The organism is Verrucosispora sp. ts21, assembly GCF_002879555.1.
Taxonomy (GTDB): Bacteria; Actinomycetota; Actinomycetes; order Mycobacteriales; family Micromonosporaceae; genus Micromonospora; species Micromonospora gifhornensis.
Genome location: NZ_PNOZ01000041.1, coordinates 18877 through 45497, shown reverse-complemented (window position 1 = coordinate 45497; position 26621 = coordinate 18877). Strand labels below are relative to the sequence as shown.

At 71.5% G+C, this 26621-nt stretch carries 21 protein-coding genes; 9 read left to right on the top strand and 12 right to left on the bottom strand.

From position 1 onward, the window contains the following. Positions 1-53: 53 nt before the first annotated feature. From C1A38_RS18690 to C1A38_RS18670, 5 genes are all read right to left on the bottom strand, one after another. Positions 54-686 (bottom strand): hypothetical protein, encoded by a 633-nt coding sequence (locus C1A38_RS18690; protein WP_102659061.1) that lies wholly within the window; start codon positions 684-686, stop codon positions 54-56. 73 nt (positions 687-759) lie between these two features. After that, positions 760-4935, bottom strand: coding sequence for an ExeM/NucH family extracellular endonuclease (locus C1A38_RS18685; protein WP_233196895.1), 4176 nt, complete (start codon positions 4933-4935; stop codon positions 760-762). A gap of 184 nt (positions 4936-5119) precedes the next feature. Beyond that, positions 5120-5812 (bottom strand): hypothetical protein, encoded by a 693-nt coding sequence (locus C1A38_RS18680; protein ID WP_043722296.1) that lies wholly within the window; start codon positions 5810-5812, stop codon positions 5120-5122. Further along, positions 5809-7347 (bottom strand): type VII secretion protein EccE, encoded by a 1539-nt coding sequence (gene eccE / locus C1A38_RS18675; protein WP_146017577.1) that lies wholly within the window; start codon positions 7345-7347, stop codon positions 5809-5811. The genes C1A38_RS18680 and eccE overlap by 4 nt, the downstream gene beginning before the upstream one ends. A 31-nt stretch (positions 7348-7378) precedes the next feature. Beyond that, positions 7379-9058 carry a right-handed parallel beta-helix repeat-containing protein gene (locus tag C1A38_RS18670; protein ID WP_102659058.1) on the bottom strand — a complete coding sequence of 560 codons (1680 nt, stop codon included), beginning with the start codon at positions 9056-9058 and terminating at the stop codon, positions 7379-7381. A 141-nt stretch (positions 9059-9199) separates the two neighbouring features. Here C1A38_RS18670 and C1A38_RS18665 point away from each other — a divergent pair, with 141 nt between their 5' ends. From C1A38_RS18665 to C1A38_RS18655, 3 genes are read left to right on the top strand one after another with little or no spacing between them, the layout of a single operon-like run. Continuing rightward, the gene (locus C1A38_RS18665; protein ID WP_102659057.1) at positions 9200-9583 is read left to right on the top strand and encodes a YwqJ-related putative deaminase; all 384 of its coding nucleotides are present in this window, start codon (positions 9200-9202) and stop codon (positions 9581-9583) included. Further along, positions 9580-10065 (top strand): SUKH-3 domain-containing protein, encoded by a 486-nt coding sequence (locus tag C1A38_RS18660; RefSeq protein ID WP_102659056.1) that lies wholly within the window; start codon positions 9580-9582, stop codon positions 10063-10065. Before C1A38_RS18665 ends, C1A38_RS18660 begins: the two co-directional genes overlap by 4 nt. Beyond that, positions 10062-11348 (top strand): SseB family protein, encoded by a 1287-nt coding sequence (locus C1A38_RS18655; RefSeq protein WP_102659055.1) that lies wholly within the window; start codon positions 10062-10064, stop codon positions 11346-11348. Before C1A38_RS18660 ends, C1A38_RS18655 begins: the two co-directional genes overlap by 4 nt. A gap of 18 nt (positions 11349-11366) precedes the next feature. Here the strand turns inward: C1A38_RS18655 and C1A38_RS18650 are convergent, their stop codons facing one another. The 5 genes from C1A38_RS18650 to eccCa all read right to left on the bottom strand — a co-directional run bounded on the left by C1A38_RS18650 (position 11367) and on the right by eccCa (position 19702). Continuing rightward, positions 11367-11828 carry a hypothetical protein gene (locus C1A38_RS18650; RefSeq protein WP_102659054.1) on the bottom strand — a complete coding sequence of 154 codons (462 nt, stop codon included), beginning with the start codon at positions 11826-11828 and terminating at the stop codon, positions 11367-11369. Positions 11829-11855: 27 nt separating this feature from the next. Further along, positions 11856-13115: a type VII secretion-associated serine protease mycosin gene (mycP, locus tag C1A38_RS18645; RefSeq protein ID WP_102659053.1), complete on the bottom strand. Its 1260-nt coding sequence runs from the start codon at positions 13113-13115 to the stop codon at positions 11856-11858. Between the two features lie 110 nt (positions 13116-13225). Further along, positions 13226-14956: a hypothetical protein gene (locus C1A38_RS18640; protein ID WP_102659052.1), complete on the bottom strand. Its 1731-nt coding sequence runs from the start codon at positions 14954-14956 to the stop codon at positions 13226-13228. A 34-nt stretch (positions 14957-14990) separates the two neighbouring features. Next, complete coding sequence (locus tag C1A38_RS18635) at positions 14991-15608, bottom strand: hypothetical protein (protein ID WP_102659051.1); 618 nt, start codon at positions 15606-15608, stop codon at positions 14991-14993. A gap of 131 nt (positions 15609-15739) precedes the next feature. After that, positions 15740-19702, bottom strand: a complete 3963-nt coding sequence (gene eccCa / locus C1A38_RS18630) for a type VII secretion protein EccCa (protein ID WP_102659050.1) — start codon at positions 19700-19702, stop codon at positions 15740-15742. Between the two features lie 172 nt (positions 19703-19874). Between eccCa and eccD the strand changes: the two genes are divergently transcribed. Further along, positions 19875-21263, top strand: a complete 1389-nt coding sequence (gene eccD, locus C1A38_RS18625; RefSeq protein ID WP_102659049.1) for a type VII secretion integral membrane protein EccD — start codon at positions 19875-19877, stop codon at positions 21261-21263. Positions 21264-21272: 9 nt separating this feature from the next. Here eccD and C1A38_RS18620 read toward each other — a convergent pair whose 3' ends face one another. Further along, positions 21273-22019 carry an SUKH-3 domain-containing protein gene (locus C1A38_RS18620; protein WP_102659048.1) on the bottom strand — a complete coding sequence of 249 codons (747 nt, stop codon included), beginning with the start codon at positions 22017-22019 and terminating at the stop codon, positions 21273-21275. Between the two features lie 140 nt (positions 22020-22159). On the opposite strand from C1A38_RS18620, the gene eccB reads away from it, so the two are divergent. The 3 genes from eccB (at position 22160) to C1A38_RS18605 (ending at position 24377) form a co-directional block, all read left to right on the top strand. Beyond that, complete coding sequence (eccB, locus tag C1A38_RS18615) at positions 22160-23587, top strand: type VII secretion protein EccB (protein WP_102659047.1); 1428 nt, start codon at positions 22160-22162, stop codon at positions 23585-23587. A 158-nt stretch (positions 23588-23745) separates the two neighbouring features. Then, positions 23746-24075, top strand: a complete 330-nt coding sequence (locus tag C1A38_RS18610; RefSeq protein ID WP_013736416.1) for a WXG100 family type VII secretion target — start codon at positions 23746-23748, stop codon at positions 24073-24075. Between the two features lie 14 nt (positions 24076-24089). Beyond that, positions 24090-24377 carry a WXG100 family type VII secretion target gene (locus tag C1A38_RS18605; RefSeq protein ID WP_013736415.1) on the top strand — a complete coding sequence of 96 codons (288 nt, stop codon included), beginning with the start codon at positions 24090-24092 and terminating at the stop codon, positions 24375-24377. Between the two features lie 81 nt (positions 24378-24458). Here C1A38_RS18605 and mycP (C1A38_RS18600) read toward each other — a convergent pair whose 3' ends face one another. After that, positions 24459-25745: a type VII secretion-associated serine protease mycosin gene (gene mycP, locus C1A38_RS18600; RefSeq protein ID WP_102659082.1), complete on the bottom strand. Its 1287-nt coding sequence runs from the start codon at positions 25743-25745 to the stop codon at positions 24459-24461. Between the two features lie 121 nt (positions 25746-25866). Between mycP (C1A38_RS18600) and C1A38_RS18595 the strand changes: the two genes are divergently transcribed. Together C1A38_RS18595 and C1A38_RS18590 are read left to right on the top strand one after the other, a co-directional pair. Beyond that, positions 25867-26259: a YbaB/EbfC family nucleoid-associated protein gene (locus tag C1A38_RS18595; protein WP_102659046.1), complete on the top strand. Its 393-nt coding sequence runs from the start codon at positions 25867-25869 to the stop codon at positions 26257-26259. Then, entirely contained in the window at positions 26256-26600 is a 345-nt protein-coding gene (locus tag C1A38_RS18590) for a hypothetical protein (protein ID WP_102659045.1), read from the top strand. The genes C1A38_RS18595 and C1A38_RS18590 overlap by 4 nt, the downstream gene beginning before the upstream one ends. Positions 26601-26621 lie beyond the last annotated feature (21 nt).

The window sequence follows — 26621 nt, the reverse complement described above, 5'->3', positions numbered from 1 at the left end:
TTGCGGGAGGAGCGGGTGGGGGAGCCACGCCCAGGTGGCTCCCCCCGATGGATCTACTCGAACAGCGACAGGGTCAGCGTCGAGGTGTACTTGCCGGCGGCGACGTCCGCCGGGGTGCGCAGGAACAGGTTCGCGTTGACGGTGTACTCGCCACCGGCGACCGCTCCGGAGTCGAAGGTCGAGACCAGCAGTTCCTGGTCGACCAGACCCACGTTGTTGCCCGGCTGGGTCGGCTCGTCCAGCACGGTGACGACCTCTTCACCCTCGCTGACCAGACCGGTGTCCCCACCGTCGATCAGCCTCGGCTTCCAGCCCAGGTGACCGGCGCCGATCGGCGCCTGATTCGCGTCGCCGACGAAGTCGGTGGCGCTGCCCAGCACCGCCCACGCGGCACCCTCGGGCACCTCGTCGGTGGTCCGGGTGTCGGTGACCGTCACCGTCGGCAGGGTGCCGACGAACTGACGGACCAGCAGCGTCGACCCGTCCTCGGCAAGCGCGACCGAGTCGGCGGCGACCGTCATGGCGAGGACACCCGGCTCGCGGATCTCCTCGATGTCGACGGTCACCCGTACGTCGCTGCTGTCGACCGGCTCGGCCGAGGCCGGCGTGGCGAGCGCCACCGACCCGGCGAGAACGGCGCTGGCCGCGGCGGCCGCGAACAGTCGCCGGTGGTTCCTTCTGTGCATGCGTTGCTCCGTTGTGCGTATCTGCTCGATGGGGGGTGGGGTGGCGGCAGGGTCGCCGCCACCCCTACGAGAACTAGCCGCAGGTGATCGCGGCGTACGCCGACTCCACCTGGATCGTCGCCGGCTGGCCGTTGACGGTACCGGTGATCTTCACCGTCGAGGTACCGGCCGCGACCGTCTTCGCCCGGCTGTTGAACGCCTGGTACGCCGTCTTGCCCGGGGCGACGTCGGCGACGACGCGCGACCCGTACGGCGTGACCAGCTCGATGCTCAGCGCCACGTCGTCGGCGTTGCGGGCGCTGACCGAGACGTACGCGTTGCTGCCGACGCACTGGGTGCGGGCCTGCACCTCGACCTCCCACGCCGGGCCGCCCTGCCCGATGGTGGAGCGGGGCGTGGTGTCGGCGGTGACCGGCGAGTTGGCGGCGAGGTAGTCGACAAGCATGGTGAGGTCGTTGTCGCCGGTCGTCGCCGGGTTGGTGCCGCCGCCGAGCGTGGTGAAGTTGTCCCCACCGGAGGCGAGGAACGAGTTCACCGTCACCCGGTACGTGGCCGCCGGGTCGATCGGTACACCGTTGAGCTGCATCGAGGTGATCCGCGAGCCGCGCTCGGCCTGCGGGTCGTAGGTGTAGCTGAAGCCCTTCGACACACCCAGCCACAGCACCGGCCGGGACGCGCCGGTCGGCTGCCACTGCTGCTCCAACACCTGCTTGATCTCCGCACCCGTGTAGGACTTGGTGACCACGTCGTTGGAGAACGGCTGGACGGAGAAGGCGTCGGCGTAGGTCACCGTGCCGTCGGTGCGGTACAGCAGGTCGGCCCGCAGACCACCCGGGTTCATGAAGGCGATCTGGGCCCCACCCCGACCGGGGGCGGAGGTGCCGGCGAGCTGCACGTCGGCGATGAAGTTGCCGAGCGCCGACTCCCTGCCCCGGTCCTCGTTGCCGTCGGTGTAGGCCCGACGGATGTCGGCGGTGATCTCGCCCAGCTGCCGCTGGCCCAGCTCCTGCGCCCGCACCTTGGCGGTGGCCACGATGTCGGCCACCGTCGGGTCCTGCGGCGCACCGACCACGTCGACGAGCGAGGCGTCGGCGGCGGTGACCGAGTTCGACTCCGGGTCGAAGGTCAGGGTGACCTTGCCCAGCCGCTTGCCGTAGTCCTCGGCCTGCACCACCGGACGCAGCTTGTCGGTACCCGGAACCGGGACCTCGAAGGCGTACGGCTGGTGGGTGTGGCCGCTGAAGATGGCGTCGATGGTGGCGTCGACCCGGGTGAACTTGCCGAAGACCGGGTCGTTCGCCAGCGCCTCGGCCGAGTCGATGTTCTCCGTGGCGGCCCCCTCGTGGGCGAGCAGCACCACCACGTCGGCCTCACCGTTGGCGGGGTTGCCGTCCTTGAGCTGACCGGCGACGAGGTTGGCCTCGGCCACCGGGTCGCGGAAGGTGATGCCGGCGATGCCGTCCGGGCTGACCAGCGAGCCGGTCTGCTCGGTGACCACACCGACGAAGCCGACCTGGACACCACCGATGCTGCTGACCGAGTACGCCGGCAGCGCCCGGGTGTCGTCCCGGTACACGTTGGCACCCAGCAGCGGGAAGTCCGCCCGGTCGGTGACCCGTCCGGTCAGGTCGGTCATGCCCTTGTCGAACTCGTGGTTACCGACCGCCGAGGCGATCAGACCGGCCGCGTTCAACGCGTCGATCGTCGGGTTGTCGTCGTCGATCGCCGAGATGAAGGTGGACGCGCCGATGTTGTCGCCCGCCGACACGAACGCGGTGTTCGGGTTCTGCGCCCGCAACTGGTTCACCAGCCCGGCGAGCTGAGCCGCCCCACCGGCCGGCTGACCACCCACGGTGGCCGGTGACTCCAGCCGGCCGTGGAAGTCGTTGATGCTCAGCAGTTGCAGGTCGACCGGGCTGGCCCCGGTGTTGATCCCGACGACAAGCGGGTTGTGGTCGCTGGCCCGGTACGGGTCCGGTGCGTAGAAGGCAGCCAGCCCGTCGTACTGGAAGGCGTACGACTCGACCGCGTTGATCTGCCACACGTCCACGCCGGTGACCCGATCGGCAAGCGACGGCGAGGCCAGCGCGTGGTCGAGCGAGCCGGACTCACCGTTGAAGACGTAGCTGGTCTTCCCGGTGTTGTTGAGGTTGCGGTAGTCCCTGCCGTAGAGGACCTGCATCGGGTCCTCCTGGGTGTACGCGTTGAAGTCACCCAGCAGCAGCACGTTGTCGGTGTCGCTGTCGGCCTTCACCTGGTCCACGAAGGTGGCAAGCGCGGTGGCCTGTCGGACCCGGTCACCGTTCCAACCACCCTGACCGTCACCGGTGTCGGCGTTGTCGCCGGAACCGGCACCGCTCTTGGACTTGAAGTGGTTGGCCACCACCACGAAGTCGAGCGGCCCGGCGGTGAAGGTCTGCGCGATCGGCTCGCGGGCGTTGAACCAGACGCTCTCGTCGTTCACCGACCGCGACGCGCCCTTGGGCTGCGCCTTGGCCGGCTTGAAGATGATCGCGGTGGTGATGAAGTCCTGCTGGGCGGCGCCCGGCAGCTCGGTCGGGGTGCGAACGTAGTCCCAGGTGCCCGCGCCGTCCGCCGTGTTCAGGGCGGCGACCAGGCGCTTGAGCGCCCGCTGCGGGTCCGAGGAGCTGAACCGGACCGAGTTCTCGATCTCCTCCAGTGCGACCACGTCGGCGTCAAGCGCGCTGATCGCCGAAACGATCTTCGCCTCCTGCTTGGCCAACGCGGCCTCGTTGGCCGCGCCACGCGCGTCGCCACCGAAGTGCACGAAGTAGTTCAACACGTTGAAGCTGGCCACCCGCAGGTCGCCGCCGACGTTGACCGGGGCGGCGGTACGCGGGTTGGTGACCTTGAAGGTGGTCCGGTCGCCCGGACGGGTGTCCGCGTCGACCGGGCGGGTGGGCTGCAGACGCCACTCTTCGAAGGCGTACGACAGCACCGACGGCCCGAACGCCTCGACCGAGTCGCCGACCCGCAGCGGGCTGTCCTTCGACACGTACGGCGGCAGCAGCCCGGCGGTGGACAGGTTCGTCGTCCTGCCGTCGTCGAGCAGGATGCGGCGGGCCTTGTTGTCGGCGGCGATCTGGCGGGCCTCCGCCGAGCCGGGCCGAGCCACATCGGTCGGGGTCAGCGCCGGCTTGTCACCGGCGGCGAGGGCCACCTCGCCGTAGCGGTTGGTGTTGTAGACCTCGGAGACGGCGTACGCGCCGACCGGGGCGACAAGCATCGACTCGACCGACTCGCGCGCGTCGTCGGTGAGCGGAAGCTCCACCGGGACCGGAGCGGGCAGCGGCGCACCCTGCTCGCACACCTGCACGTCGCCACGGGTGGCGATGCTGAGCTGGGTGAGCCCGTTGAACTCGCTCGCCGTACCGCTGACCCGGACCCGGTCACCGATCGTGACCGCCGGGTGGTTGGCGGTGTTCGTGGTCAGGTAGACGAAGATGCCGTCCGAGGCGGTGCCGGCGGCGACCGTACGCTCCCCGCCGCTGCCCGCCGTCTGCACGTACACGCCGTTGTAGCCACCGGTGCGGTGGTCGGCGGTGACGACGCCCTCGACGGTGACCCGGCTGCCGGCCACCGGCGTGGTGGTGCCGGAGCCCTGGACCTGGGCGATGGTGTGGCTGACCGCGACGTCACAGCCGACGTCCGGGTCGCCCGGTCCCGGGTCGCCGCCAGCGGTGTTGCGGACGCCGAAGCTGTTCGGAGCCGGTGCCTTCCAGACCCCGTCGATCTTCTGGAGCGAGTGCCCGACGGGGGTGCTGCTCGACTCCTTGACCCCGATGTCGGTGCCGGCCATGCCGTTCGCCGGTCCGCCGACAGCGGTGAAGGTGCCACCGTAGGTGATGAACTCGCTCACCGAGTTTCTGGGCGAGACCAGCGCGACACCGTCGGGATCACCGTTCTGGATGCCGTTGACCGGGTACTCGGCGACGACCACACCGGACTCCGGCACCGTGCCGGTGAGCGTCCGGGTGTTGTACGCCGCCCCGTTTCCGCCGTTGTAGAGGACGATCTGCCAGCCGCTCAGGTCGAAGCCGACCGGCGCCTCGATCTCGATCGCCTCGCCGACGTCGGTGCCGGCGTTGTCATAGTGGATCTCGCTGAGGAACGGTGTAGCTGACGCGGGCGCGGCGAAAGCGGTGGTGCCACTGCCCAATAAGAGCGCGGTGGCGGTGACCAGTACGCCCGAGATTGTGAGTTGCCGCCTGCTTTTTCGTAGCTGCATCTGCTGGGCCTCCGCGGGGCCTCCGAGGGTGTTAGACCGGTGGAGGATAAGCGGCACAAGTGTCCGCGCGGGAGCCACCAGATGTACTTATTCGCGAAACGAGGCGGTAGCCGTCACGGCATTGGCCTGCGTGATCGTGCGCGAATCGCGATATTGACAGTGAATTCCGGAGCCGTCCGGCGGCTCAACCCCCGCGGGCGACCGGCCCGATCAGTTGCCGTTCGGTGCCGGTCATGCTGAGCATGACCCACTGCACCTTTCCCTTCGTGATCAGGCCGACCATTTCCGGATGGAGCTGGGTGAACCAGCTCTGCACGCTGACCAGGCCGAGGGCGTTCGCCGCGGTGGCGGCCTCGGGCGCGGTGAGTCGCTGGAGCACCACGATGTCGCTGCGTACCAGCACCTCGACATCCCAGCCGGCCAGGTCGTCGCGGACCACCAGGGTCGCCCGCCACGGCGCGCTCAGGTTGGTGTCCGGCCCGGTCACCGGGCCGGTGTCGATCACGACGAGCTGAGGCTCGGTCGGCGTCGCCGGCAGCGGTGGCGGCACCCCGGGCGGAAGGAACGAGGCGATCTCCCGGCCGATGACGCAGCGGCGCAGGAAGGCGTCCCACTCCTGCTCGCGAGCGGTCTGGATGAACAGCCGGGCACCGAGCGCCAGGGCCCGGAAGGCGAGCAGTTCCGCGGCGCGTACCCCGCCGGTCAACATCAGCCGGGTGGGCTCGGCCCGGAACAGCCGCAGGCCGACCGGCTCCTGCTGGCGATTGCGGCCCACCACCAGCCCGCCCCCGCCGGCAACCAGGCGCAGGCCGGCCACCGTGGGCCCGTCGGTGACGTGCAGGCCGATCCGGCTGCCCGGGAAGGAGACGGTGTTCACCGCAGGAAACCTCCGAGCGGCAGGGTGGCGGCGACGCCCCGGGCATGCTCGCCGTCGAGTCGTTGCAGGCGACCACCGTGACCACGGATCGCCTCGTGCAGCGCGGCGTCGGCGGCGGTCAGGGCGGCGGCGTCCGCACCGATCAACCGGAAGGCCACCTCCACCACGGCGTCGTCGGCACCCCCACGATCCGGTTCCCGGGCCACCGCGATCGACACCACGGCCGCCGCGGCGGGCAGCCCACGCAGCAGCGGGTCCACGTTCCAGACCCGGTCGGGCCAGTCGAGCAGCCGGTGGCAGCTCTGCGGAGTGCCCTGCGCCGACCAACTGCGCCACCCTTCCCGGGCCAACGGGCGGTCACCGACCACCGGCTCACCGGTCAGATGGGTCAGGTTGGCGACGGCGGCCAGCACCTCGTCGCGGTTGAGCAGACGGGCGGTCACCCGATCCTGGCGAAGCTGGCGTCGGGTCCGGCGGATCGCCGCGGTCAGCGCCGGCCGCAGGTCACGGTCGGCATGAAAATCGGGGGTACGGGGTGCCTGCAGCACCACCCACGCCTGCCGGCTGGCGGGCACACTGCCCTCGGTCAGCTCGCGGTACGCCCGCTCCACCGCCGCCGCGCGCACCCGGGGTGCCGGGGTGACCTGGATCAACACCTGCACCGTCACCGGTGGCGCCTGGGGATCGGTCGCCGGAAGCAGTGACACCGGGGGTGGCAGGGACTGCGGAGAGCCCACCAGCAGGGCACCCTCGGTCGGGTCGACCTCCAGCACGGCGCTGAGCCCACCCCGGTGGGCCAGCAGCACGGCGGGTTGGTCGTCGATCTCGACCTGTTCGAGCTCGACGCTGTTCTCAAGATGGGTGAGCAACTGCCACCGGGTGTCCGGCCCCGTCGCGGCGAGCTGCCGGCGGCGACGCCGATAACCCCACCAGAGGACCAACCACTGGTACATCCACCGACCGCGGTAGCGCAGCACGGTCGGGGCGAGCAGCAGCAGCACCGCAGCGCCGACCCCGACGGTCAGCAGGGTGCCGTGCCCGGCCGCGGCCAGCACCCCCGCCGCGCCGGCCTGCCAGGCGACCAGCTGAGCGACGTGGATGCCGGCGATGCGCAACGGTCGCCGGTAGGGGCGTACCACCGGGGCGGTCGCTGCCGTGGGCTGTGCCTGATCTGCCGGCGGCGCGGCGTCGGTCGCCGCAGTCCGAGCGGCCGGGGCGACCTGCGCCGCCTGCGCTGCTTGGGCCGCTTGGGCGGCCTGAGCCGTCGGCACGGCGGCCGACGTCGGGGTGGCGGCCTGGCTTCGGTACGCGGTGCCGACCGTCGCCCGGCCCTGTCCCCGCTGGGTGGCCCAGGCCTGTCCCGCGGTCCCACCGACCGTGGGTGCCGGAACGCCGGTCTGCTGAGCAGGGACCGCTCGCTGTGCCGGAACGCCGGTCTGCTGTGGAGGGACAGCGCGCTGTGCCGGCGGTGCCGTGTCCTCCGGCTGATGCTGCCAACCCGGATCCCCCGGTCGCGCCGCGCCCGGATGAGTCACCGCGCGCCCCTCCCTGACCGGCCCGACATGATCAACGGCCGATCGCGGTACGCACGTCGGCTACGGTCACGGTACGCAACTCGTCGAGACTGGGTCGCTGGCCGGACTGGCGCAGCCGCTGCGCCTGCGCCTTGCGTACGCCCTCGAACAGCTTGCGGGCCTCGCGGGCGTTGCCGAAGTTCTGGTCCCGCTCGATCGTGCCGAAGTGCTCCCGGAGCACGTCGGTCACGCCCTCGGCGAGCAGGTACTCGTCGCCACCGGCCATCCGCTCCACGATGACGACGAGCTGGTCGGGACTGTAGTTGCCGAACTCGATCGTCTTGGCGAAACGGGAGGCCAGGCCGGGGTTGGCGTCGAGGAACTGGAGCATCTCGCCGGTGTAGCCGGCGGCGATCACCGCGATCTCGTCGCGGTGATCCTCCATCAGCTTGACAAGCGTGTCGATCGCCTCCTGCCCGAAGTCACCGCCACTGCCGGAGGACCGGGACAGGGTGTACGCCTCGTCGACGAAGAGCACGCCACCGCGCGCCTGCTCGAACGCGGCGGCGGTCTTCTCGGCGGTGTGGCCGATGTACTGACCGACCAGGTCCCGCCGCGACACCTCGCGGAACGGGCCGCCGGGCAGCGCACCCAACGCGGCGAGCAGGTCACCGTAGATGCGGGCCACGGTGGTCTTACCCGTACCGGGCGCACCCGCGAAGATGAGGTGATGGCTGACCGCACCGACCGGCAGCCCGGCGCTGCGTCGCCACTCGTTGACCTGGATCTCGTCGATGAGGGCCCGGACCTCGTCCTTCACCGACTCCAGGCCGACCATCTGTTCCAACTCGGCCAGCAGCTTGTCCACCCGGGCGGTGTCCTGCGGGGTGGCGGCCCGCGCGGCGTCCGCACCGTAGGTCGCCTTCCGGCTCGCCGTACCCTCCACGATGGTCGGCGCGGCCCCCTCGGCGACCTCGATCGCCGGCTGGGCGGTGTTCTCGGTGGTGCACTCCTCGACCGTGCCCTGGCAGCCACGGGCGAAGGAGATCGCCGGCCCACGCGTGTCCCGGATCCGGCAGCGCCGCAGCACGGGGGCGCTCTGGTGCACCACCGCCACCCCGGCGTGCCCGGTCTGGGAGATGTCGCAGGCCTCGATCGTCGGCCGACCGTACTGGTAGATGTAGATGCCTCGGTTGCCGCAGCGGGTCACCGTGCTGGTGCGGATCGTCGGGGCGGCCCCGATGCGCACGATGATGCCGTCCTCGCTGAGGTCGGCGAACTCGCAGCCCTCGACGGTGCCGTCGGAGTCCTCGACGACCAGGCCGTACCGCCCGCCGGTGACCCGGCAGCGGGTCAGGGTGAACTCGGAGCGGCCGGCCACCTGGATGGCCGCACCGAAGCCGGCGCTCAGTTCGCAGCCGCTCATGGTGAGCGTGGCCCGGTCGCCGACCACCACCGGCGCGTCGCCCGCCTTGAGCGCGAGGTCGCGCAACTCCAGCCGACCCGAGTTGCAGGAAACCGTCGGGTACGCCCCGGAGGAGGCGTCGATGGTGACCGTTCCGACGCCCTGCGCGGCGACGACGGTGACCGCACGGTCGTTGACGAACAGCGCCTCGTAGTAGGTGCCAGGGCTGACCGAGACGACTGTGTCGTCGCCGGCCACCGCCAGAGCCTCCCCGATGGAGGGGTAGGCGCCGGGCTGATCCGGGGCGACGAGAAGGGTGCGCGTCATGACTCCGGGCTTCGTACGGCGATGAGGGGTTGGGCCGACGATATCCCAGCCGGTCCATGCCATGGAGCCCCGCTCGCTAGGCTGCGTCGGGCGCCCTGGTCGACTTCTGGTGCCGGGACACTCTCGACTGCGGGGGGACGGATGACCGAGCTGCGGACGCTGCCGCTGGTGGCGGGTGCACTGCTGGTCGACGGGACCATCCACACGCACACCTCCGTACGCGGCCGGACGGCACCGGAGTTGCATCCGATCGTCCGGCGGTTCCTGCACGGGCTGCCGGTCGGGCAACGGGAGCGGTTCACCGGCTGGTGCGCCGAGCCGGTGCTGATATCCGACCGGCTGTACGCCGCCGAGGCGGACGGGCCGCCGGTCGACGCCGCCCGGGCCCGCGCGCTGCTGTGGGGGGCGAAGGTGCGACTGACCCGGGTACGGGAGGAGGGCGACCCGCGGCACGGCGAGGTCCAGCCGCCCTGCCGATCGTGCGCCGCCCTGCTGGACTGGTGCGGTATGGAGGCGTTGACATGACCGAGCGCTTTCCGCCCCAGGTGGCCGAGATCCTCGCCGCTGCCGGCTGGTCACCCGGACGGCGCGACGAGGAGCGGGCCCGCGAGTGGGCGCTGCGCATCGCCGCCGACGCCACCCCCGACGGCCGCCAGCACGTCATGACGAGTGCCGCCGTGCGGGCGTACGCCGAGTTCGGTGGGTTGCGGCTGCACCCGCAGGGCGAGGGTGAGCAGATCGCGCCGAGCGACATCCACCTCGACCCGTTCCGGGTCCGCCATTGCGTGGAAACGCTTGCGGAGTTGGCCTCGGTGACCGGGGCACCGCTCAGTCCGCTCGGTGAGGAGGGTGACGGCACCGGCATCCTCGCCATCGACGAGCAGGGCCGGGTGTTCGTGCTTGATCACACGGGTGACTGGTTCCTCGGGGAGGGTGTCGACGAGGCGCTCGGCACGCTGCTGCTCGGCCGCCAACCGTCCCGGGTACGCGAGGACGGCAGCTGGTGACCGACCCGCAACCGATCACCGCCACCGGCTGGCAACCGACCACCGTCACCGAACGCGCGCTGCTGGCCGCCGCCGAGCAGGAGGACGACACGGCATTCCTCGCCGCGCTCGCCTCCGGGCCGTTACTGCTGCCGGTGCCGGCGGCGGCGACCGCCGGAACGCCGGTGCCCTGGCCGACGGGGCACCACGAGGGCGTCACCCACGTGATGGCCTACACGTCTCCGGCGGCGATCGCCGCCGGGCTGCCCGGCCAGGACGTCACCTACCGGGTGTCGGTGCTGACCGATCTCGCCGTCGACTGGCCCGACGAGCGCTGGATGCTGGCCGTGAACGCCGGCCTGCCCATCGCCGTACGGCTGACCGCCGACGAACTCACCAGCCTCGCCGCCGCCCTGGTCGAGGCGGAACGGCCGCTGCGGGAGGCGGTCCGCCAACAGGATCCGGACGCCCTGATGTCCGCGCTGCTGCGGACCGAACTCCTGCTCCCCCTGCGGCCCGACGGGCCGGCGACCCGTGACCTCGGGGATCCCGATTTCCCCTGGTGGTGTCTGCCGGACGAGCAGGGCCGGCCGAGCCTGCCGGTCTTCACCTCGGAGGTCCGGCTGCGGCAGGCGCTCGGCGATCACGACCTGGTGGCGGTCAGCAGTCTCCAGCTCACCGAACACTGGCCGGACGCGTCCTGGCAGTTGTCGCTCAACCCGGAGACACCGCTGGCCGCGGCGCTGCCCGGCGAGGCGGTGCTGACCCTACGTGACTGGCTCGGCGAGCTGCGTCACGTCCTCGACGACGCCGCCGAGCAGGAGCGGACCCGGCGGGTGAGCGCCGCGTACGCCGACCCCTCGACGGTGGGCGTACCTGCGCCCCGCCCAGCGGCGGAGCCGACGGTCGACAACGTCGACGAGGGCCCCGATCCGGACGCCCCGCTGCGGCTGCAACTGGTCATCCCGCACCGCTACCTCGCGTCCTATCTCGACGACGGGTACGACCGCGCGGCCGGCCTGGTGCACGCCTGGTACGGCCCCGGGCGGGACACCCCGGTCCGGCTCTACCGGCGGCTGGGACTGCTCGGCCCGGGCTCGCCCTTCGAGGAGTCGGACGAGTGGGTGGCCGTGCTGCGCTGGCCGCCCGACGAGAGCACGCCGCCGGAGTGGGGCCAGGGGCAGCCGCGCATGGAGTCGTTGGCCGTCCCGGACGGTACCGAACTGCGCTGCCTGCACCAGGACGGCCGGGACGAGTTCCTGGCCCGCTTCGACGCCACCGCCCGCCGCTGGTCACCCGCCTGACCGGCCTGGACGTCGGGGTCAGCGCCGCCGGACGGCGAACCAGGCGCGTGCCGGCGGGCTCTTGACCAGGGCCAGTGCCACGCCGGCCAGCCCGCCCACGACAAGTGGGGTGACCATCGTCGGCTCGAAGGTCAGTTTGCCCTGCACCAGCAGTACGACGATGACGACGACGAACAACCCGAAGGTGAAGCCTGCCGGCACGGCCAGCCCCTGTGCGCTGTCACCGGTCCACGCCATGAGTATCCCGAGCGCGGCGAGCAGCACCATCAGCAGCGCGATCGCGAGCACCCCCGCGCCGATGCCGACCACCAGGACGCGACCCAGCCCGGTGCCCTCGGCGGCAAGCATCGCCCGGAAGAAGGCGATGCCGGCGATCAACCAGGTCACGATCGACGGCACCATCAGGACGACGGCAAGCGTGACGACGATCGGCCGTCGACCGGGCGGCGGCGGAGACGCTCCGGTCGGGGTGGTCGACATGGGTGTGACCTCCTGAGGTCCGATGGCTCAGCCGGGAGGCCGCCGCCAGACGTCGTCCGTGGTCTCCGCAGGCTGGCCCGGGTCGTTCGGCGGCCCATCGCCGAGAGCGGTTCCCACCGGCACGGGCTCGTGGTCGTGGTCGTCGGCGAGTGCGGCCTGCCGACGCCGCGACCGGTCGCGCAGCATCCAGACGGTGGCGACGCCCCCGCCGACGAGCACGACGAGGATGGCGGCCCACACGAAGATCAGGATGCCGTCCTCGCGTTCGCGAGGGTTGACCTGCCACGGTTCGAGTTGGGCCGACGGCGGGGCACTGGCCCGTGGGCTGGCCCGGCCGTCGGGCTCACCGGTCAGCGCCGTGCGCAGGTCGAGCACGCCCCACCCGTAGTCCAGGTCCCGGCCGGGGTCACCGGCGTCCCGCGCGGTCTCCAGCAGCCGCTCGAACAGCTCGTACGCGTTCAGGTCCGGGTACTTGGACTTGACCAGGGCCATGGCACCCGAGACGAGTGCGGCGCTGCTGCTGCTGCCGAGCGAGGTGACGTACTTGTCGCCCGGTGCGGCCTGGACGATGTCTTCACCCGGCGCGGCGATGCTCACCTCTTCGGCCGGCAGCGCGGCCTCCTTGCTGATGACGCCCTTGCGGTCGGTGCCGTTGACGGCGATCGTGGCCGGGTGCCGGGCCGGGTTGCTGATGATCATGTCCTCGCGGTTGCCCACGGCGGCGACCACCACCACGTTGCGCTGGTACGCCCGGGCAACCGCGCGGTCCAGTTCCTCGTTGAAGCTGCTGCCCAGCGACACGTTGATGATGTCCGCGCCGTTGTCGATCGCCCAGTTGATCCCGGCGGCGAGCGCCGTGGGTGCGATCAGCGGGCTCCGCTCACTCTTGATCGTCACCGGCAGGATCTTGGCCTTCGGCGCGACGCCGAGCACCCCGTCGCGGCCGCCCGGCCCATGCCCGTGCCCGGCGATCAGCGACGCCATCCCGGTGCCGTGGCCCACCCGGTCGACACCGCCCTTGGTGTCGTCGTCGTAGAGATCCGCGCCGGGCAGCAGGTTGTTCTTCAGGTCCCGGTGTTTCGCGTCGACCCCGGTGTCCACCACCGCCACCACGACACCCTCGCCCTGGGTGATCTTGTGCAGCTCGGGCAACTCCAGGGCCTTGACGTGCCACGAGTTGTCGCGGGTGGAATCCGCCAGGGCCGGTGCCGCGGGCAGGGTCAGCAGCGCCAGGGCACTCACGGTGCTGAGCGCCAGGACGGCAGTCGGTCGGGTGAGGACACGCATGCCCGTCCTACCTTCCTTTGTGGTTCGTTCGTCACGGGACGGCCGAAAACGGGCGTTCACCGCATGGTACGGGCCAGTCACCGATGCGGCGGTGACTGGCCCGTCCGTGTTCAACTCTGGCCGAGCGTCCTGCCCTGCTCCCGAGGCCGGTGCTCCGCCGGTGCCTCGACGACCCCGACGGCGGAGGAGTCGGTGACCCACAGTTCGTCGTCGCCGTCGCCGTACTCCCAGGTCTCCTGCTCCAGGTCGTGCTGGGCGCCCTTGCGCGGGCCAGGTGCGGCCGCAGCGCCGCGCCGGCCGCTGAGCGACGGACCCGGCCCGGTGGTCGGTGCCGGCCGTGGGGCACCGGTACGACCACTCAGAGCGGGCCGACCGGCACTGCCCGGCGCACCCGGACCGCTGGCCCGACCACCCGGCGGGGTGGCGGGGCGGCTGCCGAGCGGCCCGCCCGCCTTGGACGGGGTGCCGGGGGTCGCACCGCGTTGACCACCGAGGCTCGGCGGTGGCGCGGCGGGCCGACCCGAGGCTGCGCCCCGCTGGCCGGACGGTGCCGTGGAGCCCGGTAGACGCGGGCTGGACGGTGGCGGGCTGGCCGACGGCTTCGGGCGAAGCGCACCGGTGCCAGGACGCCCGGGGGCACCCGTGTTGCCCGGCAACGTCGGACGGTTCGGTGCGGGCCCACGCCGGCCGCTGGCCGGCGCGCCGGAGCCGCCGCCCGCACCGGGCAGCGTCGGACGGTTCGGTGCGGGGCCGCGACCACCACCCGGCCCGGAAGCGCCACCCGAGCCCGGCAGGGTGGCCCGGGGAGCGTTGGGCCGGCCACCCGGGTTCGGCGTGCCCGGACCGCCGCCGCCAGGCCGTTGTCCCGGCGGCACCACCGGCGGTACCGGCGGGCCGGGTGTTCCGGGCGCGTTCGGCGCGGCGGTGACCGGCGGCGGGGTGGGCGCGGGTCCCGGCGGAGCCACGGTTGCGGTGCCACCGGCGAGGTCGACGCCGTCGGGCAGCGTCGGCGCACCGGGCTGCGGCGGCCGAGCACCCACCTCCGGCTGGGTCGGTTGCTCCGGCCGGTTCGGCATCTCCGGCCGGTCCGGCCGCGTGCCCCGCGCACCCGGCGGGACGGCACCCGGCCGGGTCGGGCCGCCGGTTCGCCCCGGGCCGCCGGGTGCGGTCCTGCCGTCGAAGAGGGCCGCCTCGGTCGGGCCCTTGAACTTGCCGCCCCGCGAGATGTTCGAGATGTACACGTCGATGTACATGTCGGCGAGCGGCTTGGTGATGTTCTTGGCGCGCTTGTGGAACTCCTTCTGGACCTCCTCGTACGACTTGTGCTTGTCGCCGAAGATGTCGCTGAAGGTGATCTTGGCCTTGTCCTTCTCGTAGACGTCCTGCTGATGCTGCTGCTCGGCCTTGTACTCCAGCCAGAGCTGAGTCATCTCCCGCTGCGTGGTCGAGATCTTGCGCGCCAACTGGTCCAGACCGGTGGCGTTGCTGCTGGCCACGTTCTTCCACTCGTCGAGCGAGTGCAGGGTGGCACCCACCTTCGACATGAAGACCCGGGAGGCGGGAGAGTTCCACCTGGCGCCGAGCGCGTCGGCGTGCCGCTTGAGGTTGTCCCTGGTCGACTCCAGCAGACTCGCCGCCCGCCGCCACATCTCGGCGAGCGCCACGGTGCGCTCGTCACTCTCCTTGCGGACGTACTCCCACATCTGCTCGATGGTGACGCCGTCCCAGTCGGTGGGCTGGTACGGCGTCGCCTGGGCCGCGCGGTCGGCTGCGTAGTCATCGCGCATGCCCCCGTACGCCGGGTAGCTGATCGGCCTGTAGCCGTAGTAGTCGTCGGTCATCCCCGCTCCTCAGGTCCCCCGCTCCTGGCAGCCGTCATCGCAGGTTGGACTGGTCCAGTCGGAATTCCTCGCCGTGCATGCGCTGGTCCTCGGCCTCGATCTGGTACGCGCCCGGACCCTCACCCACGGTGTCTCCCGCGGCCCACTTGGGTGCCTGCTCACGGGTGTCCTCGGTGGGGCAGGAGTCCATCCCGTGGTACGGCCCGACGACCTCCGGATTCCTCGCCTGCTCGGGGATCTTCTCCATCGGGTCGCCCTCCTGCTGCCACTTGCCGCTGAGGGTGTTCTGGCCGTCCACCGCGTTGAAGGCGTTGTACACGTCGTCGTTCGTGGCCTCGGCCATTGCGTCGCCCAGCAGGTATTCGCCGGAGATGGAGGTGGCCGCCGCGCTGAGCGCGGTCAGACCCTTGATCACATCGCCCATCAGGTGCGACACGGCCATCCGGCTCTCGTCGTGCCGGCCCCGGAAGAACGCGGCCTCTTTCATCCCGCCGCCGCCGAAGGGCGCCTGCACGGTGAGCATCGGTTGCAGACCGTTCTCGAAGCTGGGCTGGAAGTTGGTGTCCAGCTCCTTCTGAATGGCCCTGGCGAAGTCCTGCAACTGGTTGACGTCGACGTCGATGTTCTCGTTGACGAGCCACTCGCCGCCCATGGTCCCTCCCCCGTCCCGCTCACACGGTGCTGGCGCGGCCGACCCGAACTCCGGCTACCGGAGCGACCCGACCGCGTACCGTAGGTCCACTCTGGCCGACGGTAGTCCGGTCGGGCAACCCCGTACGCCGCCTATGCACGAGGCGGAAGGTTCACCAACTGCACCAGTCGGGTGCCACCCCGTCGGGACACCAGCCAGCCGCGACCCGGCGGCAGCGGTCCGGGCCGTACCGTGCCGAGCAGCACACCCTCGTCGCGGTTGCCGGACATCACGATGCCGGGGGTGCTGATCTCCCGCAACCGCATCAGCACCGGCTCGTAGAGCGCCCGGCTCGCGCCGCCGGTGCGGCGGGCGATGATGAGGTGCAGACCGATGTCCCGGGCCTGGGGCAGGAACTCCAGCAGGGGTGTCAGTGGGTTGCTGCCCGCGCCGGCGACCAGGTCGTAGTCGTCGACAAGCACGTACAGGTCGGGGCCCTTCCACCAGTCCCGGGCCCGCAGCCGTTCGGCGTTGATGTCCGCCGGCGGCAGCCGGTCCCGCATCACGGCGGCGACCTCGGTGACGATGCTCTCGGTGATCTGCGCCGTCGAGCCGTACCCGATGACGTGCGGGGTCTCGATGTCGCCCAGCAGGCTACGCCGGTAGTCGACGATGACCAGCCGCGCCTCGGTCAACTCGTGGCTGTCGACGATGGTCTGCGCCAGCGCCCGCAGGAAGGTGCTCTTACCCGACTCGCCGTCGCCGAAGAGGATGAAGTGCGGGTCGGCGGTGAAGTCCAGGTGCACCGGCGCGAGGTCGACCTCGGCGATGCCGATCGGGATCCCGGCCTGCCCGGTGTGCGGCAGGCTGCCGTGCGGGACGTTCGGCGGGAGCAGCCGGATCGGTGGGGCACCCGGGCCCTGCCAGGCGGCAGCCAGGTCGGTGGCCAGCTTGCGGGCCCCCTCGGGCAGTGTCTCCGTTTCCTGCGCGCCGTCGATACGCGGCAGCGCCGCGAGGAACTGCTGCCCGTCCGGCGTGATGCCGCGCCCCGGTGCCTTGTCCGGCACGTTGAGCGCCGCTCGACGGTCCAGGTTGGAGTCGCTGGCGTCGGCCAGCCGCAGCTCCAGGCGGGTGCCGAAGACGTCCCGTACGGCCGGGCGGAGGTCCATCCAACGGCCGGCGGTGACGATCAGGTGGATGCCGAAGGACAGCCCCCGGTTGGCGATGTCGTTGATCGTCGGTTCCAGGTCCTCGAACTCCGCGCGCAACGTCGCCCAGCCGTCGATGATCAGGAAGACGTCGCCGAACGGGTCGTCGCCGTGCTGCCCGTGCCGACGGGCCCGCCGGTACTCGGCCATCGAGTCGACACCCCGCTCGGCGAAACGCCGCTCCCGCTCACCCATCAGCAGTTGAAGCTCGGCGACCGTACGCCGGACCAGGCCCGCGTCCAGCCGGGTCGCCACCGAACCGACATGGGGCAGGTCCCGCAGCGACGACAGTGCGCTGCTGCCCAGGTCGAGGCAGTACACCTGGGCTTCCCGGGGAGTGTGGGTCAGCGCCAACGAGGTGACCATGGTGCGCAGCAGGGTGCTCCGGCCGCTCTGCGGCCCGCCGACGATCACCGCGTGGCCGGCCGCGCCGGCCAGGTCGAACCAGAGCACGTCCCGGCGCTGCTCGAAGGGCTTGTCGACGATGCCGACGGCCACCTGCAACTCGCCGAGCAGACCGGCGTGCGCCACGGTCACCCCACGGGCCGGGTCGGCGGTCAGCGGCGGCAGCAACTGATCAAGCGTCGGCGGCTCGGCCAGCGGCGGAAGCCACACCTGGTGGGCCGGCTTGCCCCGGCCGGCGAGCCGCCCGACCAGGATGTCCAGCACGCTCTCACCGACCCCGTCGGCCGGCTCGGGCGGCTGCTCCTCCTTCGGCGTACGGGTCACCGGCGGGGCGACGTAGCTGGTGGTGTACTCGCGTACCCGGTCCTCGCCGTCACCGGCCGCCACCGCCGCGGCGGTCTTGCTGCGGTAGGCGCCGGAGACGTACGCGGCCTTGAACCGGACCAGCGGCTCGGTGCCGAAGCGCAGGTACCCGTGCCCGGGAGATCGGGGCAGCTCGTACGCGTCGGTCGCGCCGAGCACCACCCGCGACTCCATCGCCGAGAAGGTCCGCAGACCGATCCGGTACGACAGGTGGGTGTCCAGCCCGCGCAGCCGCCCCTCCTCCAGCCGCTGCGAAGCCAGCAGCAGGTGCACGCCGAGCGACCGACCCACCCGACCGATCTGCACGAACATGTCGATGAAGTCGGGCTTCGCGGTGAGCAGCTCGGAGAACTCGTCGCAGATGATCAGCAGGCTCGGCAGCGGCGACAGCGGAGCGCCCGCCGCCCGCGCCTTCTCGTAGTCGCGCTGGGAGGCGTAGTTGCCCGCCGACCGCAGCAACTCCTGCCGGCGGACCAGCTCGCCGTTGATGGCGTCGGTCATCCGGTCCACCAGCGGCAGCTCGTCGGCCAGGTTGGTGATCACCGCGCTGGTGTGCGGCAACCCGTCCAGCCGGGTGAAGGTGGCGCCACCCTTGAAGTCGACAAGGACGAAGTTGAGGTTCTCCGACGAGTGCGTCGCGGCCAACGCCAGCACCAGGGTGCGCAGCAGCTCGGACTTGCCGGAGCCGGTGGCGCCGATGAGCAGCCCGTGCGGGCCCATGCCGTCCTGCGCCGACTCCTTCAGGTCCAGCTCCACCGGCCCACCGTCGGCACCCACCCCGATCGGCACCCGCAGCCGGTCCCGGTTGGGTCGCGGCTGCCAGGCCCGATCGACGTCGAACTCGTACGGGTCGCCGATGTCGAGCAGATCGGCCAGGCCCAACTCACCGGTCAGCGGGGTGTCGCCACCGCCACGGGAGGCAGCCGACAGCCGCAGCGGGGCCAACTGCATGGCCAACGCCTCGATCTCCGCCACCTGGCAGTCGTCGGCCCGACCGATCTGCGCCGAACCGTCGACGGTGACACCGTGCAGCTGACGATCGGCCGCCACGTCCAGCACCAGGCGCGCCCGGTCGAACATCCGGGGTGCCGGGCTGGACAGGTCGAGCAGGGTCACGCCCTCGACGCCGCCGTCGGTCATCAGGTGATCCGAACCCGCGGTGTCGCCCCCGTCGATGATCACAAGTACGTGCGGCCCGCCGACCTGGGACGATCCGCCGCTGGCGTTGAACCGGGGCCGGCTGGCCAGCACGTCGTCGAGCATCGCCTCCAGGCCGGTCACCGAGGACGACACCAACCGCAGTTGACCGAGCGCGTCCGTACGCGACGGGTGCAGCGCGTGCGGCAACCACTTCGTCCACTCCCAGTCGGCCCGGCGCTCTGCGGAGACGCAGACCGCGACGAGCATGTCGTCCGGGGCGTGGAAGGCCGTCGTCTGGGCGAGCAGGGCCCGCACCAGGCCCCGGGCCGCGTCGATGTCGCCGCGCAGGTGTACCCGGGCGAACCCGTTCAATGCCATGGTCACCGGCAGGTCCGGCACCTCGCCGTACGTGGTGAGGAACCGGCGCAGCGCCAGCGCGCACATCGGCTCCAGCTTCTCCAGCGACGTGGCCGGTGGCGGCACCAGCGGAGTGGCCAGTTCCTGCGGCCCGAGTCCGATCCGGACGGTGGCGAAGTCCACGTCGCCACGTCGCCGTTCCCACAGCCGGGGCCCCAGCGGCAGGGACCAGAGCGTGTCCGGATCCGGATGCCGGTAGAAGGCGGCCTCACGCTGCCGACGGACCGTCTTGAGGACGCGTCGGCGCTGCCGCGACAGGTGCGCCATGTACTCCCGGCGCTTCTGCAGCATCTCCTGCTTGCTCGGGCCGCCGGAGTTGTTCGTCAGCTGCGCGCCGAGCATGCCGATGGCGGAGAGTCCGAACAGGCCACCTGTGACATAGCCGAGGGTCGAGCCGCCGCGACCGGCGAACATCAGGGCCATCGCGAAGGAACCCGCGAGCATCGGCAGCAGCATCATCATCTGCCCCCACGCCTTACCGCTGGGTGCAGGCACCTCCGGTGGTGCTTCCAGGAGCACCTCGCCGGAGGGATACTCCGGTTCCGGCTGTCGGGCGGGTCGTTTGACGACGACCGTGCTCACGTGACAGACCTCCGTTGCCTCTCCTGGGCGTGGTGGTCACGCCCGGCACCCCCGCACGCTCGGCCACCGCCGCGAACCGGCACCCCGCGTCACCGGCACATGGTAGGTAGCCTTCTCCCGTCAGGACAGCCGCGGGCCGCATCGGCCCGCTCCTCGTATCGAGGGGTCGTCAGTGGTCACCCAGGCCGGAACCGGACTCGCGCGTATCGCTGTCGCCGCCCCCAAGCGGCGACTGGATCTAGCTCTGCCCGAGCATCTGCCGCTCGTCGGGCTGCTGCCGGCGGTGTTGCGTCAAGCCGACGAGGAACCCTCGGACGGCACCTCCCACGGTGGTTGGGCGCTGCGCCGCAGCGACGGCAGCGCCGTCGATCTGACGCGTACGCTGGCCGCCCAGAATGTCCGCGACGGCGAGACGCTGCACCTGGTGCCGCGCCGCACCGAGTGGCCCGAGTTGGCGTACGACGACCTGATGGAGGCCGTGGCCGACGGTGCCCGCCGCCGTGGCGTGGCCTGGACCCCGTTCGCCACCCGGTTGACCGGCCTGATCGTGGCCGGCGTGCTGCTGCTGCTCGGGCTGGCCGTGATCGTGACCTCTGAGCAACCCGGTTGGCTCGGCGGTGCGGTGGCCCTCGGCGCGGCCACGCTGTTGCTGATCGGCGGGATCGTGCTGTCCCGGGCGATGGCCGACTCCCTTGCCGGTGCGGTGCTCGCCGCCGCCGGCCTGCCCTACGCCTTCGTCGGTGGGGTGCTGGTGATCGGCACCGGCGAGTCGGTGTGGGCGTTGGGCGCACCACACATCCTGCTCGGTTCGGCGGTGCTGCTGCTGTCCGGGCTGCTCGGCCTGCTCGGCGTGGGGGACGCGACCCGGGTCTTCGTGGCGGCGGTCTTCGTCGGGTTCTGGGGCATGGTGGGCGGGCTGCTCGCCCTCGGCTCGATGGATGCCGCGCAGGGCAGCGCCGTGGTGATCAGCGCGGTCGTCCTGCTGCTGCCGGCCATGCCGCTGCTGTCCGTACGACTGGGCAAGATGCCGATGCCGGCGTTGCCGCGTACCGCCGACGACCTGCTGCGCGACGAGCCGCAACCGAAGCGGGAGGTGATCTACCAGGCCACCGCCCGAGCCGACGAGGTGCTCACCGGCATGATCTTCGGCGCGTTCCTGGTCACCATCGGCTGCCTGGTGGTGCTCACCGCGACCGGCACGGTCGCCGCGCTACTGCTCGCCGCCGTGATCTCGCTCGGCTACCTGCTGCGGGCACGGCTGGTGACGACCGTCCGGCACCGGGTTCCGCTGCTGGCGGTCGGCCTGGTGGGCCTCGGCCTGCTGCCTCTGGTCGGTGCCGCCGACGCGTCCACCGCCACCCGGGTCCTGGCGGTGCTGCCGGTGGCGCTTGTCGCGGCCGGGATCTCGGCTGCTGCCGGGCTCGCCTACAGCCGCCGAGCCCCGTCGCCCCGGCTGGCCCGGCTCGGCGACGTGCTCGACATCCTGCTCCAACTCGCCGTGGTGCCGGTGGCCTGCAGCGTGCTGGGTCTGTACGCGTTCATGCGGGCGATCAACGGCTGACTGGCAGGGTCACCAGTCGAGGTCGCTCGCCTCGGTCATCTCGCCGCCCCGGATCAGGTTGACGACGGCCGAGTCGAGATCCGGCCCGACGAGGAACTCGTCGGCCCAGTGCAGCAGGAAGACCCGCCCCTGGGCGTCCATCACCAGCTCGGACGGGCCGTCCTCGTTGTTGCCGATCGGGTAGACCGGGGTGCCGTACTCCTCGGCGAAGCCCCGCGCCCCCTCGGTCACCACCCCGCCCCGGGTGGGATGGAGGTAGCTGGTGAAGCCGGCACCGGCTCGGCCGGTCCTGCCGAACTGCGGCAGCGTCAGGCCACCGAACTCGACAAGCGCCGCCCGCGCGGCCGGCGGGCAGTCCAGGCCCGCCAGGTCGTCGGCGAACCGGACCATCCAGTGCTCGACCGCCGAGGTGACGTCACGGCCGGGAAACCAGCCGGCGGACTCCAACACGTGGCGTACGTCCGGCGGGAACCGCCCTTCGGCGGCGCGGCGACTCGCGTACCGCTCGGCGATCGTCTGCTCGGGTAGGGACGGCCACTGGGACACCTCGCCGGTCTCCCGGTCGATGACCGCCCGGGGGTAGCCGGTGGCGGGCGGCGGAGCCGGCGGCCCGTCGGTGGCGGCAGGCGCAGGTTCGGCCCGCCAGGCGACATAGCCCAGGTCGAACTCGTGCAGGAAGACCTCGGGGGCGGGCTCGGGGCGGCCGGCGCCGGCCCACTGGCGGGCGATCTCCAGGGCCTCGTCGCGACTGATCATCGTTGCGCTCCTCGGGCTGCCGTGGTCGACGTCGACGGTCGGCGTCGAGTGCGGAGACCGGCTGGCTCGACATCGTGCCTATGGTAGGCACCGCGGTCCGGCGGTCGTGACCGCACGGCGTACGCCAGGGGGAGGGTGCCATGCCGTCGCGGCGGGATCAGGTCCAGTCGTACCAGTTCTTCGTGCAGCGGATGACCTCTGCCCTGGTGGCGCGGGAGCCGGACCCGGAGGCGGCGCCGTTCCGCCGGCTGGGTGGTGCCGGCTTCGCCAGCGTCATGGTGGCGGTGCTCTGCCTCGCGGCGGTGGGCGTGTACGGGCTGCTGCGTCCGGGTGGGGCGACAAAGTGGAAGGACGGTGCCGGAGTCATCCTGGAGAAGGAGACCGGCACCCGGTACCTGTACCGGGAGGGCCGACTGCATCCGGTGGTCAACTACGCGTCCGCCCTGCTGGCCCTGGAGTCGGCCGCCCCGACGGTCTCGGTGTCCCGCAACTCGTTGGTCGGTACGCCTCGCGGACCGCGCATCGGCATCCCGGACGCACCGGACGCGTTGCCGGCGCCGAGTCGGATCCTGGACGGACCCTGGACGCTGTGCACCCAGCCAGCCCGGGACCCGGCCGGCGGGATCGTCGCCACCACAGTGCTCACTGTCGGCCGGGCACCCGTCGGTGGCCGGGAACCGGGCGACGCCGCGCTGCTGGTCCGCGACCGTAAGACCAAGCGCCTGCATCTGGTGTGGCGCGACCACCGCTACGAGATCCGCAACGACAAGGTCGTGCTGGAGGGTCTCGTGATGACCGCCGAGCCGGTGGTGGAGGTCGGTGGGGCATGGCTGAACGCGTTGCCCGCCGGTGAGCCCATCACCCCGCGACGGGTCACCGACCGTGGCGCTGCCTCGACGGCGCTGCCGGACGCCCGAGTCGGTCAGGTCTACGTGGTCAGGAGCCAGAACGACAGCCGCCAGTACTACGTCGTCGAACGGGAGCGGCTGGTCCCGATCACCCCCGTCGAGGCGGACGTCCTGCTTGCCGACGGCGAGACGCAGGCCGCGTACCCGGACGGGACGAAGCCGGCGCCGATCGACCTCGCCGCCGGTACGGCCGCAGCCGCACCGAAGGCGTCGGCACCGCAGCAGGGGCGGCACCGCGCGCCGGAGCAGCGACCCGACATCGCCCGACTGAGCGGGAGCGACCCGGCGATCTGCGCCGCCTACCAGCCGGATCAGGACGAGCCGACGGTGCTGCTCGACGCCCAGGTCGAGCCGGTACGCGAACCGGTGCGCACCCGGGAGCAGACCGGCAGCGGCATACCGCTTGCCGACCGGGTGGTCATCGAGCCCGGCTACGGTGTGCTTGTCGCCGCGCTCTCGTCGCCCGACCAGGACGGCGGCACCCTGAACCTGGTCACCGATCTGGGCTACCGCTATCCGCTGGCCTCCGAGGGGGTGCCGGCGATGCTCGGTTACTCGGGGTTGCGGCCGATCCGCCTGCCCGCCAGCCTGGTGGTTCGCCTACCTGCCGGGCCGGCGCTCGATCCGACCACGGCGAAACAGGTCATCGACCCGGAGTGACGAAAACCAGCCACATTGGAGTGGCACCCTGGTCCGCGGTCTAGCGCGGGCTCGACGCAACCCGATACCTTTTCAGTGACGATGGTGCGTAAGCGCTGACTGACAGACCGCCCCCGGTGTCGCGGGGCGATCCAACGAGGACGGGGGTGACTTCCGCCATGTCGATGCGTACCGACACCGGCTTGATGCTGAAGACCGAGGGTGACGTCGATGCCGTCGCCGATCGGCTCACCAGCAACCTGAACGGGCTGATGGACCAGCTCGCACCGCTCTACGACCAGTGGAAGGGTGCTGGTGCGGGTTCGTTCCAGCAGGTTCGTGAGCGGTTCGACCAGGACATGGCCCGGCTCAACGTCGCGCTGCGCGCGATCGCCGAGGCTGTCGGCTCCGCCGGTAAGGACTACGACGTCAGTGACGAGGAGATCCGGGCCGACATGGACAGCGCCGGTGCCACCGCCGGTCAGATCACTGCGGCTCTGAAGCTCTGACGGGGGGAATCACGATGGAAATCCGGTACAACTTCGCCGGTCTGAACGCGGCTGCCGACAGCTGCGGCAGTTCGGTCCGGAACATGACGAGTGAGCTGGAGGGCCTCAAGTCGGGCATCGCCCCGCTACTGGCCACCTGGGACGGCGACGCCCGCGAGGCGTACTTCCAGCGTCAGCGCGAATGGGAGTCGGCCGCCAACGACCTGCGTGACCTGCTGGGCAGGATCGAGCGGGCGCTGCGCGAGTCGGCGGGCAAGATGCAGGCCCGCGAGGCGGCCAACCGCGCCAAGTTCGGCGGCTGAGTCACCCGAACGCTGCACCCGATGGCCCGGCCGAGCGCCGGGCCATCATCGTCCGCACCGCAGATCGCGCCGGTGGTGCGGTCATTCCCGTGAGGTCGAGGTGGGCACCCGGAAGAAGACCTCCTCCGGCTCGTCGATCTCCGGCCGGTCGTCCGGTGGCGCGGCGGGCCGGGTGGGCCGCCACCGGGTACGCCGCCCGCGCGGCAGCAGCGCCGCCAGCACCGCTACGCCGACCGCTACCGTGGCCAGGCCCAGACCGATCCAGAGGGCCAACCGGCCGAACAGTGCCCACCGTTGCTCGCGGGCCTGTGCCGCCGCGTCCACGGGCACCTCGGGCAGCGGCGGCTGCTCCACCGGCTTCGCGCTTGTCAACCGTTCGGTGACCGCCCGGTACGGGTTGACCACTCCGCTGCCGTAGCCGCGTGCCGCGTCACCCCGGGCCGGGTCGGCGGTGGCCAGGATCCGCCGCGTCACCTCCTTCGCCGACAGGTTCGGCTCGGCGGCACGGATCAGGGCGGCCGTCGCGCTGACCATCGGGGTGGCGAAGCTGGTGCCGTCGTAGGCGGCGTGCCCGGTCAACCGGGTCGCGGCGACCACCGCCCCACCCGGCGCGACGATGTCCACGTACGGCCCGATCTGGGACTGGCGGATCCGGGCACCGTTCTGGTCCACGGCACCGACCCCGATGACCCCGTCGTAGCTCGCGGGGTAGGGCACCGGGTCGGGTCGGGCACCGTCCTGATGCCGGTTGCCGGCGGCGGCGACCAGCACGACGTCGTTGTCCACCGCGTACTTGATCGCCCGCTGCACGTCCGGGTCGGGGCGGTAGAGCGTCACCGACATGTTGATCACGTCAGCGCCGTCGTCGACCGCGCGCATGATGGCCTGCGCGAAGACCGTGCCGCCGACGGTGGCGCCAGCAGTGTCCGTGCTCTCGTTGCGTTCGCTGACCCGGATCGGCACGATCGTGGCGTCTGGCGCCAGGCCGTGGAAGCCGACGCCCTCCTGCCGGGCGGCGACGATGATGCTGGCGACCGCCGTACCGTGCGAGACGCAGTCCACGTCACCGCCGGGTGCATTACGCAGCGCGTCGAACCCGCTGTCGACCCGCCCCGCCAACTGCGGATGGCTGCTGTCGGTACCGGAGTCGATCACCGCGATCCGTACCCCGGCGCCGGTGCTGAACGGCCACACCCGCTGCGGCGCGAGCCACCGCTGGTGCCAGGGCGTCTCGGTGTTGACCTCGCCGGGATCGCTGGGATTCTGACAGATCTCCGGAGCGGCGTACGCCGGTGCGGGAACCGTCAGCGCCGTGGTCAGCACTGCCCCCACCAGGGCGAACGTCGTGATAGGACGGCCACGGGCCATGCTGCTCACCTCCGGTGCGCCGGTGCCGGTGAATCCTAACGACCCCTCGCCCATCCCCTGATGGGGCGCGCATTCAGTATGGTCGAGTCGTCATGGGCGCGAACGGGGGAGGGACACCGCCATGGACGTGCAGGCGCTGCGTGCCCGCGCCGACGAACTGATGGCTCAGTTCGAGCGGATGCGTTCCGGGGTCGGAGACCTCCAGCAGCAGCTCAAGGCCGTGCAGGCGACGGTCACCTCCGAGGACGGTCTGGTCACGGTCACCGTCGGGCCGCGTGGCCAGGTGACGAAGGTCGAGTTCGATCCGCGCATCTACCGCCGACCGAACTCCAAGGAACTGTCCGCCACGGTCACCGAGACCATCCACCGCGCCACCGCGAAAGCGATGGCCGACGTCGAGCAGCTCTTGCGGCCGTACGTGCCGGACAGCCAGTTCCAGGCCTACATCGACCACGACCTCGACGGCATCTTCCGTCAGCTGGACAGTGACCTGCCCGGGGAGGACAAGCGATGACCGAGCTCCGTGAAACGTTCGTCAAGCCGGATGCCGCCCTGGAAGGGGCCAGCACCCTCAGCGCCGCCGGTGCCCGGCTGGCCGCCCGCTGGCGGGGCCTGGCCGGCACGATCAACACGCTCAACGGTGCTCGCCCCTGCCCCTGGGGCGACGACGAGCCGGGTCAGGCGTTCAACAAGGACTACCTCGGCGGTGAGCAGCCGGCGCAGAAGGTGCTCGACCTGGCCGCCGGTGTCGTGCCCGTGGTCGAGCAGATGGGCCCGACGGTGAAGGGCGCCGTGGAGGGCACCGTCGACGTCGACGACATGGTCAAGACGCTGTTCGGGGGCGAAGGTAAGTAACCGCCGGTAGGTGACGGTCGA

Excerpts from the sequence above, each read along its gene's own strand:
- C1A38_RS18690 (WP_102659061.1), bottom strand. The coding sequence starts at position 686 with ATGCACAGAAGGAACCACCGGCGACTGTTCGCGGCCGCCGCGGCCAGC.
- C1A38_RS18685 (WP_233196895.1), bottom strand. The coding sequence starts at position 4,935 with ATGCAGCTACGAAAAAGCAGGCGGCAACTCACAATCTCGGGCGTACTG.
- C1A38_RS18670 (WP_102659058.1), bottom strand. The coding sequence starts at position 9,058 with ATGACGCGCACCCTTCTCGTCGCCCCGGATCAGCCCGGCGCCTACCCC.
- C1A38_RS18665 (WP_102659057.1), top strand. The coding sequence starts at position 9,200 with ATGACCGAGCTGCGGACGCTGCCGCTGGTGGCGGGTGCACTGCTGGTC.
- C1A38_RS18660 (WP_102659056.1), top strand. The coding sequence starts at position 9,580 with ATGACCGAGCGCTTTCCGCCCCAGGTGGCCGAGATCCTCGCCGCTGCC.
- C1A38_RS18650 (WP_102659054.1), bottom strand. The coding sequence starts at position 11,828 with ATGTCGACCACCCCGACCGGAGCGTCTCCGCCGCCGCCCGGTCGACGG.
- mycP (WP_102659053.1), bottom strand. The coding sequence starts at position 13,115 with ATGCGTGTCCTCACCCGACCGACTGCCGTCCTGGCGCTCAGCACCGTG.
- C1A38_RS18640 (WP_102659052.1), bottom strand. The coding sequence starts at position 14,956 with ATGACCGACGACTACTACGGCTACAGGCCGATCAGCTACCCGGCGTAC.
- C1A38_RS18635 (WP_102659051.1), bottom strand. The coding sequence starts at position 15,608 with ATGGGCGGCGAGTGGCTCGTCAACGAGAACATCGACGTCGACGTCAAC.
- C1A38_RS18620 (WP_102659048.1), bottom strand. The coding sequence starts at position 22,019 with ATGATCAGTCGCGACGAGGCCCTGGAGATCGCCCGCCAGTGGGCCGGC.
- eccB (WP_102659047.1), top strand. The coding sequence starts at position 22,160 with ATGCCGTCGCGGCGGGATCAGGTCCAGTCGTACCAGTTCTTCGTGCAG.
- C1A38_RS18610 (WP_013736416.1), top strand. The coding sequence starts at position 23,746 with ATGTCGATGCGTACCGACACCGGCTTGATGCTGAAGACCGAGGGTGAC.
- C1A38_RS18605 (WP_013736415.1), top strand. The coding sequence starts at position 24,090 with ATGGAAATCCGGTACAACTTCGCCGGTCTGAACGCGGCTGCCGACAGC.
- mycP (WP_102659082.1), bottom strand. The coding sequence starts at position 25,745 with ATGGCCCGTGGCCGTCCTATCACGACGTTCGCCCTGGTGGGGGCAGTG.
- C1A38_RS18595 (WP_102659046.1), top strand. The coding sequence starts at position 25,867 with ATGGACGTGCAGGCGCTGCGTGCCCGCGCCGACGAACTGATGGCTCAG.
- C1A38_RS18590 (WP_102659045.1), top strand. The coding sequence starts at position 26,256 with ATGACCGAGCTCCGTGAAACGTTCGTCAAGCCGGATGCCGCCCTGGAA.